Annotated in this window: 15 protein-coding genes, 2 tRNA genes and 1 other RNA gene; 12 read left to right on the forward strand and 6 right to left on the reverse strand. The window is 41.6% G+C overall.

From position 1 onward, the window contains the following. The first annotated feature begins 20 nt into the window (after positions 1–20). The gene (locus QLH32_RS15320; RefSeq protein WP_283266907.1) at positions 21–683 is read left to right on the forward strand and encodes a hypothetical protein; all 663 of its coding nucleotides are present in this window, start codon (positions 21–23) and stop codon (positions 681–683) included. Positions 684–734: 51 nt separating this feature from the next. Here the strand turns inward: QLH32_RS15320 and smpB are convergent, their stop codons facing one another. Beyond that, the gene (smpB, locus tag QLH32_RS15325) at positions 735–1,211 is read right to left on the reverse strand and encodes an SsrA-binding protein SmpB (RefSeq protein ID WP_004682825.1); all 477 of its coding nucleotides are present in this window, start codon (positions 1,209–1,211) and stop codon (positions 735–737) included. A 129-nt stretch (positions 1,212–1,340) separates the two neighbouring features. On the opposite strand from smpB, the gene coaD reads away from it, so the two are divergent. The 5 genes from coaD (at position 1,341) to QLH32_RS15350 (ending at position 2,985) form a co-directional block, all read left to right on the forward strand. After that, on the forward strand, positions 1,341–1,832 hold the full coding sequence (gene coaD, locus QLH32_RS15330) for a pantetheine-phosphate adenylyltransferase (protein WP_004676544.1): 492 nt from the start codon (positions 1,341–1,343) through the stop codon (positions 1,830–1,832). Beyond that, a complete protein-coding gene (locus tag QLH32_RS15335) occupies positions 1,833–2,096 on the forward strand; it encodes a YfhL family 4Fe-4S dicluster ferredoxin (protein WP_283266909.1) in 264 nt (87 codons plus the stop codon). Between the two features lie 26 nt (positions 2,097–2,122). Then, an RNA gene (gene rnpB, locus QLH32_RS15340) (RNase P RNA component class A) lies at positions 2,123–2,518 on the forward strand. Between the two features lie 61 nt (positions 2,519–2,579). Then, positions 2,580–2,656 (forward strand) — tRNA-Met (locus QLH32_RS15345). A gap of 252 nt (positions 2,657–2,908) precedes the next feature. Then, positions 2,909–2,985 (forward strand) — tRNA-Met (locus tag QLH32_RS15350). Positions 2,986–3,091: 106 nt separating this feature from the next. Here the strand turns inward: QLH32_RS15350 and QLH32_RS15355 are convergent. Next, entirely contained in the window at positions 3,092–4,123 is a 1,032-nt protein-coding gene (locus QLH32_RS15355; protein WP_283266911.1) for a hypothetical protein, read from the reverse strand. Next, positions 4,116–5,741 (reverse strand): NAD+ synthase, encoded by a 1,626-nt coding sequence (locus QLH32_RS15360; RefSeq protein ID WP_283266912.1) that lies wholly within the window; start codon positions 5,739–5,741, stop codon positions 4,116–4,118. Before QLH32_RS15360 ends, QLH32_RS15355 begins: the two co-directional genes overlap by 8 nt. A 1,408-nt stretch (positions 5,742–7,149) precedes the next feature. Between QLH32_RS15360 and QLH32_RS15365 the strand changes: the two genes are divergently transcribed. After that, a complete protein-coding gene (locus tag QLH32_RS15365; protein WP_267980216.1) occupies positions 7,150–7,320 on the forward strand; it encodes a hypothetical protein in 171 nt (56 codons plus the stop codon). A 55-nt stretch (positions 7,321–7,375) separates the two neighbouring features. Here the strand turns inward: QLH32_RS15365 and QLH32_RS15370 are convergent, their stop codons facing one another. After that, the gene (locus QLH32_RS15370; protein WP_283269363.1) at positions 7,376–7,897 is read right to left on the reverse strand and encodes a hypothetical protein; all 522 of its coding nucleotides are present in this window, start codon (positions 7,895–7,897) and stop codon (positions 7,376–7,378) included. 203 nt (positions 7,898–8,100) lie between these two features. On the opposite strand from QLH32_RS15370, the gene QLH32_RS15375 reads away from it, so the two are divergent. Further along, complete coding sequence (locus tag QLH32_RS15375) at positions 8,101–9,315, forward strand: hypothetical protein (protein ID WP_283266913.1); 1,215 nt, start codon at positions 8,101–8,103, stop codon at positions 9,313–9,315. A gap of 23 nt (positions 9,316–9,338) precedes the next feature. Here the strand turns inward: QLH32_RS15375 and hemJ are convergent, their stop codons facing one another. Beyond that, entirely contained in the window at positions 9,339–9,791 is a 453-nt protein-coding gene (gene hemJ / locus QLH32_RS15380; protein ID WP_004805133.1) for a protoporphyrinogen oxidase HemJ, read from the reverse strand. Between the two features lie 18 nt (positions 9,792–9,809). Further along, positions 9,810–11,039 carry a beta-ketoacyl-ACP synthase II gene (locus QLH32_RS15385; RefSeq protein WP_283266914.1) on the reverse strand — a complete coding sequence of 410 codons (1,230 nt, stop codon included), beginning with the start codon at positions 11,037–11,039 and terminating at the stop codon, positions 9,810–9,812. A gap of 290 nt (positions 11,040–11,329) precedes the next feature. Between QLH32_RS15385 and QLH32_RS15390 the strand changes: the two genes are divergently transcribed. From QLH32_RS15390 to fusA, 4 genes are all read left to right on the forward strand, one after another. After that, positions 11,330–12,679, forward strand: a complete 1,350-nt coding sequence (locus tag QLH32_RS15390; protein ID WP_283266915.1) for an EcsC family protein — start codon at positions 11,330–11,332, stop codon at positions 12,677–12,679. 170 nt (positions 12,680–12,849) lie between these two features. Further along, positions 12,850–13,224 (forward strand): 30S ribosomal protein S12, encoded by a 375-nt coding sequence (rpsL, locus tag QLH32_RS15395; protein WP_004638184.1) that lies wholly within the window; start codon positions 12,850–12,852, stop codon positions 13,222–13,224. Between the two features lie 160 nt (positions 13,225–13,384). Next, the gene (gene rpsG / locus QLH32_RS15400; protein WP_004638185.1) at positions 13,385–13,855 is read left to right on the forward strand and encodes a 30S ribosomal protein S7; all 471 of its coding nucleotides are present in this window, start codon (positions 13,385–13,387) and stop codon (positions 13,853–13,855) included. A 178-nt stretch (positions 13,856–14,033) separates the two neighbouring features. Then, positions 14,034–16,172 (forward strand): elongation factor G, encoded by a 2,139-nt coding sequence (fusA, locus tag QLH32_RS15405; protein ID WP_267980222.1) that lies wholly within the window; start codon positions 14,034–14,036, stop codon positions 16,170–16,172. Positions 16,173–16,179: the final 7 nt, after the last annotated feature.

The following is a 16,179-nucleotide window of genomic DNA, read 5'->3' on the forward strand; positions in this document are numbered from 1 at the left end:
GCTTTATTTAGGAGAAAACAATGAGCAATGTTAATGCAGCAAAGTTAATTATTGAAAATATTCAATTGTTAGAGCAGTCAAAAAAACTGCTTGAAGATGAAATCAGCGTGGAATTATTTGAGGCTGTGGATGAAGTCATTAAAAATTATATGGATGCAGAATGGGATGGATATTATAAATTCTCAGAAGATTATCTAGCATTTGCACCTAGTCAATGGAAAGTCAAAGATTCTAATAAATTCCACCAAAATTATTTTGCGAGATATTCTTTAAGTTGTGAAAATGAAGAAACAAATGGTGATTATAATCATTGGTGGTTAAGTAGTTTTTTAAAAAATGATGTTGATCGTATTATCTTTAATTTCTATCCATGGCAACCTAATTTTGCTAAATGTACAACTAAAGATTGGAAAGCTTTTGCAAATGAACAAAATCAATTGAATCCTCAAATTGAACAATCTGGATTTAAATATAATGCTACAAGTGGTGGGTGGTATTTAGCTGTAAATGGTATTGAGCCTGAAATTTTTATCGAAAGTTATGAAAATGGCAATTTAGCAGATGCTTTAACACCGATTGCTGAAGCTCTAGAAACTATTCAAAAAACGAATCCTTATTTTGATAAAATCGTTCAAGCTGCAATTGCAAAGTTTGGACGTGTTGAAGTAGAAGAAACTGTATAAATCATAATTTTAAAAAGAGCTTTGTTTTATGCAAAGCTCTTTTTTAGAAAATTACTTATGCAACATTCTCGCTTTATCTCTCTGCCAGTCACGATCTTTTTCGGTGGCACGCTTGTCATGTAACTGTTTACCTTTCACCAGCGCAATCTCCAGCTTAACCAGATGACCTTTCCAATAACAGGCAAGCGGCACACATGAATAGCCTTTTTGGTTGACTGCACCCAAAAGTTTTTCCAGCTCACGACGAGACAAAAGCAATTTACGGGTACGTGTTGATTCAGGAACCACATGCGTCGATGCAGACAATAACGGCTGAATTTGTGAACCAAATAAAAAGGCCTCACCATTTTTAAAGATGACATAGCTTTCGGAAAGTGTCATACGTCCAGCACGCAAGGACTTGACTTCCCAGCCTTGGAGGGACATGCCTGCCTCAAATTTTTCTTCAATAAAATAATCGTGGCGTGCTCTTTTATTTTGAGCAATCGTGCCACCACTATGTTTTTTTACGACTGTTGCTTTAACCATAATTCAAACTTCCACAATTAGGAACATTGTGCCGTAAAACGCAATCTTTTTCCATCGTTTAGGAATTTCGCGTTTAGCCCGAACATTTGTTAAAATACACACCTTATCTCATTCACTAGAGTACAACGCATGTCTAAAACACGTGTGATTTATCCAGGGACTTTCGATCCAATTACCAATGGACATGTTGATTTGGTTGCAAGGGCATCAAAAATGTTTGATGAAGTTGTGGTTGCCATTGCAATTGGACATCATAAAAATCCAGTGTTTAGTTTAGAAGAACGTGTTGAGCTCGCAAAAGCATCGCTGAGCCATTTGAATAATGTTGAGTTTGTGGGGTTTGATGGCTTGTTGGTCAATTTCTTCCGTGAGCAGCGTGCAACAGCGGTACTCCGTGGTTTAAGAGCAATTTCAGATTTTGAATATGAGTTTCAGTTGGCCAATATGAACCGTCAGCTTGATCCACATTTTGAATCGGTATTTTTAACGCCATCAGAGCAATTCTCATTTATCTCATCAACATTGGTAAGGGAGATTGCCCGTTTAAAAGGTGATGTGAACAAGTTTGTGCCTGCTGTCGTGGTTGAGGCATTTGAACGAAAACATCAGCAAGGTTGGTAAATGTCCTTATATATTACAGATGAATGCATTAACTGTGATGTCTGCGAACCTGTATGCCCCAATGAAGCCATTTATATGGGGGAACTGATCTATGAGATTAACCCCACGCTTTGTACGGAGTGTGTGGGGCATCATGACCAGCCACAGTGCCAGTTGTTTTGCCCAGTCGATTGTATTCCCCTTGACCCTCAGCATGCTGAATCCCATGATGAGCTCATGGATAAATATAAAAAGCTGACTGCACAAAAAAATGCGAGCAATTAATTGCTAACTTTGATAAGATGCGCCACGAAGTGGGCTGGACGGTCGCTGCTGTGGAGGTCTCCGTGACTGAAGCAGGGGAGGAAAGTCCGGGCTTCATAGGGCAAGGTGCCAGGTAATGCCTGGGCGGCGAAAGTCGACGGCAAGTGCAGCAGAGAGTAGACCGCCTATTCCTCTCCCTAACCCTCTCCCAGAGGGCGAGGGGATCAAGAGGTGTGGGTAAGGGTGAAAGGGTGCGGTAAGAGCGCACCGCGTGTCTGGTAACAGTTCACGGCAAGGTAAACCCCACCTGAAGCAAGACCAAATAGGAATCCTGAGGCACGGCCCGTGCTGGATTCGGGTAGGTCGCTTGAGCGTATGAGTGATTGTACGCCTAGAGGAATGATCGTCCTCGACAGAACCCGGCTTATAGGCCCACTTCTCAAATTTTTTAAAATTGTGCTTGACGTGTGTGTTGAAAGTTAAGATAATGCGCGCACAGTTTTCGGCTATGTAGCTCAGTTGGTTAGAGCACCGCACTCATAATGCGGGGGTCACAGGTTCAAGTCCCGTCATAGCCACCATTTTATAGACCACGCTCCTGCGTGGTCTCTTTTTATCTGCTGTTTTTCAAAATATTCTGTGTTGTTCAGGATATGAATTTTCCTACTGTATAAAAGACATATTTTCTCTGGATATTTAGGCTGGTTTAAATGTTTGTTGAAATTTGATCAGTTGGAAATTAAAAGACTAAAAACTGTGCATATGTTGCGTATTTTCAAAACCATAGACTTGACCAGCTATACGGAACACTAGATAATGCGCTCACAGTTTATGGCTATGTAGCTCAGTTGGTTAGAGCACCGCACTCATAATGCGGGGGTCACAGGTTCAAGTCCCGTCATAGCCACCATTTTAAAAAACCACGCTCCTGCGTGGTTTCTTTTTATCTGTATGATACTGCTTGTCATTGTTGTGATTTAAGCCAAAACAGCGTTGTTCTGGTTTATATGCACCAGCTATAAATGTTTTTCGATGCTTGCCAGAGTCTGGGGACTTTCGTAGAAAGGTTTTAAAATCAATATGATGATTGGCTCTAATACGCCATGCTCATCTAAAGCGGCTACAACTTTTGGATAAAAACGTATAGCCTCATTGAGTAAATCTGTCTCTTCCAGACCGATTGCAGCAAAAACATCTTCCAGACTTTCATCTTTATAAAAGTCATAAAAGACTTTTACACCGTACAGGATCAGGTCCTGTATGAAAGAGGACTGGCGTAATTCTTTCCAGTATTCATAGATCATGACAAAGAATTCTTCCACATCCAGTGGAGTTACCTGTTTGGTGTACTCTGATAGTGGCTTGGCCTTGTTATCATCCCAGACATTGCGGGCAAGGCTTTCCAGATCATCATTAGACAATAGGCTTAAATCAACCAGTTGCTCCTGAATAAACTTGGCAATACTTTCTTCCAGCTTCTGCTCAATTCGTTGTTGCTGACGGTATGAAAAGCTTTTTAGTTTTTGCTGCCATTCATACTTGCTTTCAGGCATTCTGTCTTCATCAGAATGTGAAAACAATTTTGGCAACTTATTCTGTAAGGTTGTGGTGGCAATGTACTGGCACAACTGCTGAATAGACGGGCTTTCTTTTAGGAAATGGTTGAGATAGTGGCGGATATTTTCCAGTTCCAGAAATTTGGAAAGCCATATTTCAAACTGCTGATCTGAAAATAGGTCCTGTAATTCTGCTGAAGACTGTAAAGAAAAAACATGCAGTCTTTGCGCAATTTCGCCAATAAATTCCAGTAAACCTGCACCAAGCTGCATTTCAAAGGCATAACGCCTAACCACCGCTTGAATTTGTTCCAGCTCAACAACTTCCTTGAGTTGGATGTCTGGCGCACGTTGTATAAAAAGCTGGATAAACTGTTGAAAAAACTCAGCAGAAAGCTGGGTAGTCAGTTGGTTTTTATAAAATGCTACTTGCTCAAGCAAAAGTGCTTGAGCAAGGTGTTGTGACTTTTCAGAAACAATGTGTTCAGTCATTCGCAGTCCATCCATTGACGATAGGGTAACGGCGTTCACGACTGAACGCACGTGAGCTGATACGTGGTCCAATTGCCCCTTGGCGACGCTTGTATTCGTTACGGTCAACCAGACGAATGACTTTCTCGACCATTTCAGCTTCATAGCCTTTGGCAATGATATCTGCCTGACTGAGATCTTCCTCAATGTAGGCGTACAGGATCGCATCCAATACATCATAGGCTGGTAAAGAATCCTGGTCTTTCTGGTCTGGGCGTAACTCTGCTGATGGTGGACGTGTAATCACACGTTCAGGGATAACAGGCGTTTCACTCAAAGTATTGCGATATTTCGCCAACTCAAACACGATGGTTTTATAGACATCCTTGAGTACAGAGAAACCACCCACCATATCACCATACAATGTGCAGTAACCCACCGAGATTTCAGACTTGTTGCCTGTGGAAAGGACAAGGTTGCCAAACTTATTCGATAAGCCCATCAACAGAGTACCGCGGGTACGTGCCTGCAAGTTCTCTTCAGTTGCATCGGCAGGGCTATTGCCAAAGAATGGATAAAGGGTTTGCATGAAACTGTTCACAATTGGATGGATTTCAGCAATGCCAAAGGTTACACCCATACGGCGTGCCTGTTCAGTTGCATCCTCCACACTCATTTGAGAGGTGTAGGTATAAGGCATCATCACAGCCTGTACCTTATCTGCACCAATTGCATCCACCGCGATCGCAAGGGTGAGTGCGGAGTCAATACCACCTGATAACCCCAGGATCACACCAGGGAAGCCTGAACGTTGCACATAGTCACGGGTTGCCATGACCAATGCCTGATAAATTTCAGCAAAAGTGTCGAGGGTAGGCGTGGTTTCTGCGGTTTTAAACAGCTTCTGTTTTGCATCATATTCAGCGAAATAAACAGATTCCTGAAAACTTGGAGCCTGTAAGGCAAGCTGCCCATTATGATTGCTTACAAAACTTGACCCATCAAAAATCAGGTCATCTTGTCCACCAACCTGATTCACGTAAACAATATTTAGGCTAAGCTGTTTTGCCAGCTCATTCAGGGTTTGTACACGGTGCTGAGGTTTACCGACTTCATATGGTGAAGCATTTAAGATCAGCACAGTTTCAACATTAAGCTGGCTTAACTGCTTAACGGTATTGAGTGACCACACATCTTCACAGATCAGGACACCAAACTTATGCCCTAGATATTCAAAAACCAGGTGTTGGTGACCTCCCTGAAAATAACGTTTCTCATCAAACACACCGTAATTTGGCAGGTTATGTTTATTGTAAACACCTAAAACCTGACCGTCTTTCATTACAGCGGCGGAGTTGTAGCGATGCCCATCCTCAGTTTGGTGCACAAAACCGAATACCATCACAATATCTTTGACTTCGCTTAACTGGGCAAACGCCTTTTGGGTTCGTTTTTGTAGGTTCGGACGAAGTATAAGGTCTTCAGCAGGGTAGCCCAGCGTGGAAAGTTCTGGGAAGATGATCAAGTCAGCCTGTTGTTGTTTCGCTGAATTTGCCTGTTCAACCATCTTTTGAGTATTTGCATCAATATTGCCAATATGTGGAGAGAACTGAGCAAGGGCAACTTTAAAATTTTTCATTCAAACCTAATCCTGAGTTTTAACAAATTATGATATACAAGTTTTTGATTTATATAGGTATAGTTTTAAAAACATTGCTATATCATGGCGCCAAACATTCTATATCTTAAAGAAAAATGACAAGTTTACTAATATATACTAAATGCACATTTTTCTGCGTAAAAATAACAAGTTTTTCTGTATAAAACGGCAACATTTCTCAATGTTTGCGTAGGGTCTGTTGACATTTCACAGATGCTTGCGACAGAGGACATTTTTTAGACGGTACAAGGCATGACTTATGAAATTTAGCTGTTCTAAATGAATAAGGCATAACGCAGTAGCGGCAAAAAATGTCCCTGTCCCGCAGGGTTATGGCTAAAACTTCCCTAAACTGCGTTATGAAACTTGACAAGGGGATGCCATTGCCTGCGTTTCATGCCTTGTTTATGTCGTTTTAGCCTATAACGCAAGGCATGGCTGAAATATCAACAGACCCTAAATGGTGCATGATTGTGAAGAAATTTCATATAGTCATATAAAGTTTTTTTTCAACCCATCTTTACAGATAGAAATGACATGCGGATTACAAGAAAAAGAAGTGCTGATTTGTCCAATAAAACAGTAAAAAAACTGGGTAAATAAAAAGAAAATGGTTTTTAAAGAAATTAATTAAATTGTTTAATTTAATTAATTCAATTGGTTGTGATTTTATGTTTGTTTTTTATACCGTTCGTCTGGAATATCTTTGCAACACTTGAGTGTACAAATGTGCACTGCTATTATCCTAATCAATGTGAACACTTGTACACTTTAATTTAAATCAAGCATGAAAGCATCATGCAGAAAAGAGGTAACAGATATGTCAGTTTTATTATTTCCTGTAGTTGCATTTGGTTTGGCTGTGGTAGTTGGTCGTATTGGTACAGTGATGTTCCAAGAACAAGATCAACAGGCTTAATTATTAAGCTAACTTTGTATTCATTTTAGTGAGGTAAGTATCATGTCAGTTTTATTATTTCCTGTAGTTGCATTTGGTTTGGCTGTGGTAGTTGGTCGTATTGGTACAGTGATGTTCCAAGAACAAGATCAACAGGCTTAATTATTAAGCTAACTTTGTATTCATTTTAGTGAGGTAAGTATCATGTCAGTTTTATTATTTCCAGTTGTTGCGTTCGGGTTGGCAGTGGTTGTAGGCCGCATTGGTACAGTGATGTTCCAGGAACAGGATCAACAGGCTTAATTGTTAAGCAAATTTTGTATTCATTTTAATGAGGTAAATATCATGTCAGTTTTATTATTTCCAGTTGTTGCGTTCGGGTTGGCAGTGGTTGTAGGTCGCATTGGTACAGTGATGTTTCAGGAACAGGATCAATAGGTTTAAAGCGAACCAGTTAAAACTAAACTTTCAAACAAGAGAGGTAAAAATATGGTGATTTCAACAATTTTATTTCCTGTGATTGCTTTTGGATTGGCAATCGGTGTGGGGCGTATAGGTACGATTATTATGGATGATATGCGCAAAGATATGGATTTTACGACTGACCTGGACACCCGTCATGAACTCGATGCTGAAACTCGCAAAGGCTCTATTGCCTAAAGTAGATTGCGGTCTAATAACCTAAAAAGCCCTGTAGATAAAATTATAGGGCTTTTTATTTTTTAATAATATTTGGAATTTTCCTGAAAAAAATATCTCGCGCAATATCGCCTTGCTGCTCAATATTGTAGTCCTCGAAAGCTTTACCCTGAATAAATTGATAACGGTAAGGATTGTATCTTTTAAAACTTAGATAATAGCCCAGTTGTAGGATTGCACCTTTCAGAATGACATTGGTCTGTTGCTGGTATTGTAAAATATGTGTTAGCTCGTGAATAAAAATACCTTGTAACGCCATTGAACACCTTGAATAGTCTGGACTGAAAGAGGGTTGACGTGCGAATAAATTGCCATTGGGTGCGATAAAAATATTGGCTGGCTGCCAAGGTAAATAAGGGATATTAAAAATTCTTACCTGATCATAGTTGATGAGGTTGCCAAACACAGATTGGGCAATTTCTATTTCACCTTGTGTAAGTCCGCGGTATTGAAATTCATTTATTTTCAATGCCACAAAAAGATAGCCAATAAGCCCTAACTTTATTTGTTGGCAGGCTGAGCTGAAAGATTGCCACATCATCAGGTCCTACTTTATATATTGATAAATATATTATTGAAGAATATGAGACTTGAAAATAAGCATACCTGATTAAGCCAACTTGATTTAATCAAGATGCAGGATATTATGCATTGAGAATAATTATCATTATTATTTATGAGGGTAGCTTGAAAAAATTAAAGTGGTTTGGGGGAGTTGGTTTTTTATTATTGGTTTTTTTTATGCTGTGGTTACGTCATGACGCGCCACTTAGTCAGGAGACACAACAATTACTTAGCCTACAAGAGGGCTATAAACCTGAATTAAAAACACATCCTTACTTTTTCATGCTGGGATTTGATGCAAAACAGAATGTTGATCCAATGGTGTTAGGGCGACTGCGTTATCACCAAGATTGGGCGAACTATTTTCAACACAAACAGAATCTTTCTGGGCAGCCATCTGCTTTGGAGCTGAAACTGACCTCGTCAGGTACATCTGCTGAAACCAAACAATTGCTCAGTGACTTTAAGCGTCAGTATCAAACAGAGCAAAGTTTTGATATGCAATGGATTGCGCAACATAAAATACAAATCCAGCAAGCCATCCAGCGAGACTACGGATGGATTGAACGTTATCAAACTTTATTACAGCAATCTCCTCAATTGGAATTGTTGCAGCCACCTGATGCCGTGTGGGCAAATTATGGATTGCTTATGAATGTGCATTACTTATATTTAATGAATGTATTAACTTCCAACCAGCCTGCGGAACAACTACAACAATATATTGAGCATTTAACCCAAAGTATGTCTCGTAGCAATCATCTTGTTGATCAAATGGTGTTGGTCGAAAAGATCAATACAAGCACTCAGCTTTTGCACGATTTAAATCGAAAAGAACATCATCACTTGAGTTTAGATGGATTGTCATTGCAACAGCTTTCCATGCGTAAAACGCTGGCCATGGAAGCCAACATAATGGTGTTGGTCAATCCATTTAATGTGACACACTCATCTGAAAGTGGTGATGGAGTGACGTTTTGGCAAAGGCTAGCTTTACCTTTTGTCTATCTTCCTCATATGACCACAAACCAATATGTGCGGGATTTACAGCAAGTGATCGTTTTGTCAGAAATGAACTATGCTGATTTTAAAAAAGATATTAGTCATTTAGCTGAAATAAAACCTGATCATATCGTGGTTAAAAATTTTGTAGGGAACATCCTGATGCAGATTGGAGGGCCGAGTATGCAAAAATATTTAATTAAAATGAGACAGCTAGACCATACAATTTTGCTTTTTAATGTGTTGAATAGCCAGCAAACCTGGAATGTTCAGAGCTTAAATCAAAATAAGGAGGGTTATGAATTTTATCAAACAGATACAAGGCTTTGTATCAAAAGTCCTTATCTTGAAAAGACAGTATGGAATGAAGATCGTTGTATGAGTTTATAGCGGTATAAAAGAAAAAACCTCAGTTAGAACTGAGGTTTTACCACAACTAAAATGACCACTGCAAATAGGATCAGTGTAGGCATTTCATTAAAGAACCGCCAAAACTTATGTGATTTGTAGTGGGCATTGCCAATCAGTTTTTTACGGTAATAACCACAGACAAAATGGTAAATCACCAGTAAACCCACCAAACCGACTTTAAGATAAAACCATAACGCTTCATGATAGTGTCGGGTGGCATCCCCCCAGTCCACAAGGAAATGGGCGGTGATGAGTGTGGCAATCATGGATGGCCACATAATGCCACGGTACAACTTACGTTCCATGACCTCAAAGCGCTGATGACTGACAGCATCTTCACTCATCGCATGGTAAACATAAAGACGAGGCAGATAGAACAACGCAGCGAACCAACAAACCACAGCGATAATATGTAATGCTTTTACCCACAAGAAAGCATCAGAAGGTGCATCCATCGATCATCCTAGGTGGGATTATGCATCCCATTTCTTGAAAATAAGGCAGGCGTTTACACCGCCAAAGCCAAAACTGTTACTCATGACAGTATTCAGTTTTGCATCACGTTTTTCAAGTACAATATCGAAACCCTGTGCGCCCTCATCCAGTTCTGTGACGTTGATATTTGGTGCAATAAAGTCATTTTGCATCATCAGTACAGAATAAATTGCCTCCTGAACACCAGCGGCACCCAGACTATGACCTGTCATGGATTTGGTTGAGCTTAATGGTGGAACCTGACCCTCACCAAAAGCACGTTCCATTGCCTTAAGCTCAGTCACATCGCCAGCAGGGGTGGAGGTACCATGCGTGTTGACATAATCAATATGCTCAACACCATGTTGTTTGGCTTCTTCCAGTGCCATGAGGATACAGCGGGTCGCACCTTCACCACTTGGCGCAACCATGTCAGCACCATCACTATTCGCTGCATAACCGACAACTTCCGCCAAAATTTTAGCACCGCGGGCCTGAGCATGTTCCAGTGATTCAAGAATCACAAAACCGCCACCACCCGCAATCACAAAACCATCGCGGTCTTTTGAATAAGGACGTGAAGCTGTTTCAGGGCTGTCATTATATTTAGAGCACAATGCGCCCATTGCATCAAATAACAGGCTTTGAGACCAGTGATCTTCTTCACCACCACCTGCCAGCATCAGGTCCTGTTTGCCAAGCTGAATCAGGTTGTAGGCATAGCCAATCGCATCCGCAGATGTCGCACATGCACTGGTAATTGAGTGGGCGATCCCCTGAAGTTTTAATGACACACCAACGTTTGCAGTAATGGTGTTGCTCATATTGCGGGGAACATAAAAAGGACCGATTTTACGTGCGCCTTTTTCCTCTAAAAGTTTCACCATTTCAGCAACAGAGGCGGTTGAATTACCGCCACTGCCACCTGCAATACCATAACGTGGGTTATTGGCCAGGTCTTCCTGTTTGAGGCCTGCATTTTCTACCGCCGCAATCGCCGCATTGTAGGCATACATGGCACAGACACCCATAAAACGTTTAATTTTACGGTCAATGCCATCAAAATCCTGAACAGCTGCCGCGCTGACATGGCTCTTGAAATTAAGTTCAGCATAAGTTGGGTTAAAACGTGTCCCAGAGATTCCATTTTTTAAAGAATGAGTGACCTCTTCCAAAGAGTTACCGATGCATGAGTTAATGCCCATACCAGTGATTACAACACGTTTCATTTACAGATCCCTTTTATGGTAATGCTAAGCCATGTGCGATGATCGTTATTCATAAATCAGGAGAATATAACGATTAAAACGGCTTATAAGTGAATGACACCATGATAGCAGAAAGGTTTTTTATTTCTTATGGCAAATTTTATGCCTATTTCCAGTTGTGTAAATATTGGTAAATATCAGTCATGTTGTGACGAAACGTAATGAAAGTACACACATAAAAGTTGAGATAAATAGATATTCAACCTAGTATCTACCTAGAAATGCACACAATTACAGAGCAGAGGTACTTGATGACAAAATCCCAAAATAAGCAATCTTCAGGTTTATTAGCACAGGCCTTTGGAGTGGCTAAAAAGCTCAGTTCAGAATTACAAAAACGTCAGGTTGCCCCAACGACTTCCGCAGCGGAACTCGCCCATTCATCCAATGTGGTTGAGGGCAGTGCACGCTTCAAAAGTCCATTTGATGTGGAGAAGTATGAAACGCCACAACAGATGCTGCGCCAACAGTTGCCTAAGCTGTCAAATCAACTGTTGGGTCGTCATTACACACGGGTTAATAATGTGGCTTCCTTTATATCGCCAGACCTGGGTGAAAAAGTCTCTGATTACCTGTTTCAGTGGCTAAATGAGTTTAGTTCAAACACCTCACTAACAGAGAAAATTCTTGAGGAGGCGGGGGTGAAAGACATTGCTGAACTCACCAAGGATACAGGTCGTTCCCAGCGTCTGAGTCAGGCCTTGATTGAACAGAACAAGCTTTTGGCTGCGGCACAGGGTTTGATTACAGGTGCAACAGGGGTGTGGGGTGCCGTAATAGACATTCCTGCCTCTATCGTTCTGGCATTGAGAACCGTGTATCAAACTGGTCGTTCTCATGGCTTTGACCTCACTGAGGATGCAGATCAGGAAATAGTCGCATTTATTTTCAAGGAAATTGATTTGAGCCTTGTGGCGGAAAAGCAAACCTTGTTACTTGCATTAAAAGCATTGAAATCCATGCTGGAAACCCATGACCTGCAACAGTTCCAGCAATTATTGGGTTCAAACAATGATATTGAAATGATCAGGAAATGGCTTGTTGATGATGAGGGACAGTTTAAGTGGGGATGGCTCAACCATATCCCCCAAGCCTCTGTGATTGGCAAGCTGACTCCTGTGGCGGGTGCGGCATTGGGTGGCTTTTATAGCTGGAAACTGCTTGAGGATGTGGGGCATAAGTCTCAGTCAGTATTTGGTGCCGCACGTTTCTATTTAAATGAGCACCCAAATGAAAATATTTCCCCCTTGGCGGCTTATTACAAGGCCGAAGCCTTGCTTCGCAAGGCAAGTCCAAAGCTGTTAAATGCGGCTGAAACTGAATCACATAAACCGTTCACAGCAGAAGCAACTAAAAATGATGTGATTACCCATGTTGAGGTTCAGGCAAAAGAAAATGCTGCCGATCAGCAATCTGTGGAGGAAAAGGTGGAAAATGGTATCCAGCAACTGGCAAGCCAGTATGTTGAAGAGCATGAACATGCTGAACAACAACCTGCCTTGACTGCACAGCAGGATGAGATAATCACAGAAGATGAACCTGAAATCGTGGCTGAACAAAAACCAATTGAGATGGAACCAGCTTCAACAAAACACAGCTAATTTGTTTCATGATGTATTCATACATCAGAACGCAACAAAAACACTAGGAATGGTCAGCATTTGCTCTATTGTGCAATGTTGACCATTTTTACTTCTTGGCTTACAATTGTGTGCCCTTAAAAAGAGGTGTTTTTCTTTTTGAGGTTGTTTAATAACGGGAGAATTGCCAAATGGCAACAACAAATCAGTTGATCCGTAAGGGTCGTACAACTTTGATTGAAAAATCAAAAGTTCCTGCGTTGAAGGCTTGTCCACAACGTCGTGGTGTATGTACACGTGTATATACGACTACTCCTAAAAAACCTAACTCTGCAATGCGTAAGGTTTGCCGTGTTCGCTTAACTTCTGGTTTTGAAGTGTCTAGCTACATCGGTGGTGAAGGTCATAACCTACAAGAGCACAGTGTTGTTCTTATCCGTGGTGGTCGTGTTAAAGACTTACCAGGTGTACGTTACCATACCGTTCGTGGTTCTTTGGACTGTGCTGGCGTTAAAGATCGTAACCAGTCACGTTCTAAATACGGTGCGAAACGTCCTAAGAAGTAATTCTAGGAAAATAGCCCAAGCAACCCTTTAGCGTTTCGCTTGTTTGAATTCTTCATAGATTTGTAATTCAGGCGACGTATAGTAAGGCCAGCGTCATGTACACGACACTTAGTACAACTGCTGGATCATCCTGAAGTGTCATAATATTAGGTGTATTAAAATGCCAAGACGTCGCGTAGTCGCTGCTCGTGAGATCCTTCCAGATCCGAAATTTAGCAGCCAAACAATCGCTAAATTCATGAACCACGTTATGCAGGATGGTAAAAAATCTGTTGCTGAAGGTATCGTTTACGGTGCTTTGGAACGTGTTCAGGAAAAAAACAAAGTAGACCCAGTTGAATTTTTCGAGACTACTCTTGAAAAAGTTCGTCCTATGGTTGAAGTAAAGGCACGCCGTGTTGGTGGTGCTACTTATCAAGTACCTATGGAAGTGCGCCCATCCCGTCGTACTGCCTTGGCTATGCGTTGGTTAGTAGATGCTGCTGCTAAGCGTTCTGAAAAAACGATGGCTTTACGTCTTGCTGGTGAGTTGCTTGATGCAGCTGAAGGTAAAGGTGCTGCGATCAAAAAACGTGAAGACGTGCATCGTATGGCTGAAGCCAACAAAGCCTTCTCTCACTACCGTTTCTAAACGGATAAAACAGTCCCTAATCAGGAGAATATTCATGCGTACTGCGGCTCGGTTCAACATCGCTCTTTATCAAAGTGGGAGCTTTGCGGGTATTTAGGTTGCCTGCATGGATATTCGTGCGCATCAATCTAATTGATGCGTCCTGTTTTAAAGATAACATTTAGGAATGTAAGACATCATGGCTCGCCAAACCCCAATTACTCGTTACCGTAACATCGGTATCTCTGCGCATATTGACGCAGGTAAAACAACTACAACTGAACGTATCCTGTTCTACACAGGTGTATCTCACAAAATCGGTGAAGTACATGATGGTGCAGCAACAATGGACTGGATGGAGCAAGAGCAGGAGCGTGGTATTACAATTACCTCTGCTGCGACAACTTGTTTCTGGTCTGGTATGGGCAACCAGTTTGAACAACACCGTATCAACGTGATTGATACCCCAGGACACGTTGACTTCACAATCGAAGTTGAACGTTCTATGCGTGTACTTGACGGTGCGTGCATGGTGTACTGTGCGGTAGGTGGTGTACAACCTCAGTCTGAAACTGTATGGCGTCAGGCAAACAAATATAAAGTGCCTCGTTTGGCATTCGTGAACAAGATGGACCGTACAGGTGCCAACTTCTTCCGTGCCGTTGAACAGGTAAAAACACGTTTGGGCGGCAACCCTGTGCCAATCGTTGTGCCAATCGGTGCTGAAGATACATTCGCAGGTGTTGTTGACCTGATCGAAATGAAAGCGATTATCTGGGATGAAGCATCTCAGGGTATGAAGTTTGAATACGGCGATATTCCAGCTGATCTCGTTGATACTTCTAACGAATGGCGTACCAAGATGGTTGAGGCTGCTGCCGAAGCTTCTGAAGAGTTAATGGACAAGTACCTTGAAGAGGGTGATCTTTCTAAAGAAGACATCATCGCTGGTCTTCGTGCTCGTACATTGGCGTCTGAAATCCAGGTTATGCTTTGTGGTTCAGCGTTCAAGAACAAGGGTGTTCAACGTATGTTGGATGCTGTAATTCAATTCCTGCCTTCTCCAACAGAAGTTAAGGCAATTGAAGGTATTCTTGACGACAAAGACGAAACTAAAGCGTCTCGTGAAGCATCTGACGAAGCTCCATTCTCTGCACTTGCGTTCAAGATCATGAACGACAAGTTCGTAGGTAACCTGACTTTCGTACGTGTTTATTCTGGTGTACTTAAACAAGGTGACCCAGTTTATAACCCAGTGAAGTCTAAGCGTGAACGTATTGGCCGTATCGTGCAAATGCACGCGAACGAGCGTCAAGACCTTGAAGAAATTCGTGCAGGTGATATCGCAGCGTGTGTAGGTCTTAAAGACGTAACCACGGGTGATACATTGTGTGATGAGAAAAATGTCATTACGCTTGAGCGTATGGAATTCCCAGAGCCAGTAATTTCATTGGCTGTTGAACCAAAAACTAAAGCTGACCAAGAAAAAATGTCAATTGCTTTAGGTCGTTTGGCGAAAGAAGATCCATCATTCCGCGTTCGTACAGATGAAGAGTCTGGCCAAACGATCATTGCTGGTATGGGTGAGCTTCACCTTGACATCATCGTTGACCGTATGAAGCGTGAATTCGGTGTTGAAGCGAACATTGGTAAACCAATGGTTGCCTACCGCGAAACAATCAAAAAGACTGTTGAGCAAGAAGGTAAGTTTGTTCGTCAAACAGGTGGTAAAGGTAAATTCGGTCATGTATATGTTCGTTTAGAGCCTATGGATGTTGAAGAAGCTGGTAAAGAATACCAATTCGCTGAAGAAGTTGTAGGTGGTACTGTACCTAAAGAATTCTTCGGTGCGGTTGATAAAGGTATTCAAGAACGTATGAAGAACGGTGTCTTGGCTGGTTATCCTGTTGTGGGTATTAAGGCGACATTGTTTGATGGTTCTTACCATGATGTCGACTCTGATGAATTGTCGTTCAAAATGGCAGGTTCTTATGCATTCCGTGATGGTTTCATGAAAGCAGACCCTGTTCTTCTTGAGCCAATCATGAAAGTTGAAGTGGAAACTCCAGAAGACTACATGGGCGATATCATGGGTGACTTAAACCGTCGTCGTGGTATGGTTCAAGGTATGGACGACCTTCCTGGTGGAACGAAAGCGATTAAGGCAGAAGTTCCTCTTGCTGAGATGTTTGGTTACGCAACTCAAATGCGTTCTATGTCTCAAGGTCGTGCGACTTACTCTATGGAATTCTCTAAATACGCTGAAACTCCACGTAACGTGGCTGAAGGCATCATCGCTAAGTTCCAGGCTGGCGGTAAAAAAGGTGACGACGAGTAATCTTTCG

This window comes from Acinetobacter corruptisaponis (assembly GCF_030053775.1).
Lineage (GTDB): Bacteria > Pseudomonadota > Gammaproteobacteria > Pseudomonadales > Moraxellaceae > Acinetobacter > Acinetobacter corruptisaponis.

Bases quoted from the DNA above. Each gene is read 5' to 3' on its own strand.
- QLH32_RS15320 (WP_283266907.1), top strand. From the start codon at position 21: ATGAGCAATGTTAATGCAGCAAAGTTAATTATTGAAAATATTCAATTG.
- smpB (WP_004682825.1), bottom strand. From the start codon at position 1,211: ATGGTTAAAGCAACAGTCGTAAAAAAACATAGTGGTGGCACGATTGCT.
- coaD (WP_004676544.1), top strand. From the start codon at position 1,341: ATGTCTAAAACACGTGTGATTTATCCAGGGACTTTCGATCCAATTACC.
- QLH32_RS15335 (WP_283266909.1), top strand. From the start codon at position 1,833: ATGTCCTTATATATTACAGATGAATGCATTAACTGTGATGTCTGCGAA.
- QLH32_RS15355 (WP_283266911.1), bottom strand. From the start codon at position 4,123: ATGACTGAACACATTGTTTCTGAAAAGTCACAACACCTTGCTCAAGCA.
- QLH32_RS15360 (WP_283266912.1), bottom strand. From the start codon at position 5,741: ATGAAAAATTTTAAAGTTGCCCTTGCTCAGTTCTCTCCACATATTGGC.
- QLH32_RS15365 (WP_267980216.1), top strand. From the start codon at position 7,150: ATGGTGATTTCAACAATTTTATTTCCTGTGATTGCTTTTGGATTGGCA.
- QLH32_RS15370 (WP_283269363.1), bottom strand. From the start codon at position 7,897: ATGTGGCAATCTTTCAGCTCAGCCTGCCAACAAATAAAGTTAGGGCTT.
- QLH32_RS15375 (WP_283266913.1), top strand. From the start codon at position 8,101: ATGCTGTGGTTACGTCATGACGCGCCACTTAGTCAGGAGACACAACAA.
- hemJ (WP_004805133.1), bottom strand. From the start codon at position 9,791: ATGGATGCACCTTCTGATGCTTTCTTGTGGGTAAAAGCATTACATATT.
- QLH32_RS15385 (WP_283266914.1), bottom strand. From the start codon at position 11,039: ATGAAACGTGTTGTAATCACTGGTATGGGCATTAACTCATGCATCGGT.
- QLH32_RS15390 (WP_283266915.1), top strand. From the start codon at position 11,330: ATGACAAAATCCCAAAATAAGCAATCTTCAGGTTTATTAGCACAGGCC.
- rpsL (WP_004638184.1), top strand. From the start codon at position 12,850: ATGGCAACAACAAATCAGTTGATCCGTAAGGGTCGTACAACTTTGATT.
- rpsG (WP_004638185.1), top strand. From the start codon at position 13,385: ATGCCAAGACGTCGCGTAGTCGCTGCTCGTGAGATCCTTCCAGATCCG.
- fusA (WP_267980222.1), top strand. From the start codon at position 14,034: ATGGCTCGCCAAACCCCAATTACTCGTTACCGTAACATCGGTATCTCT.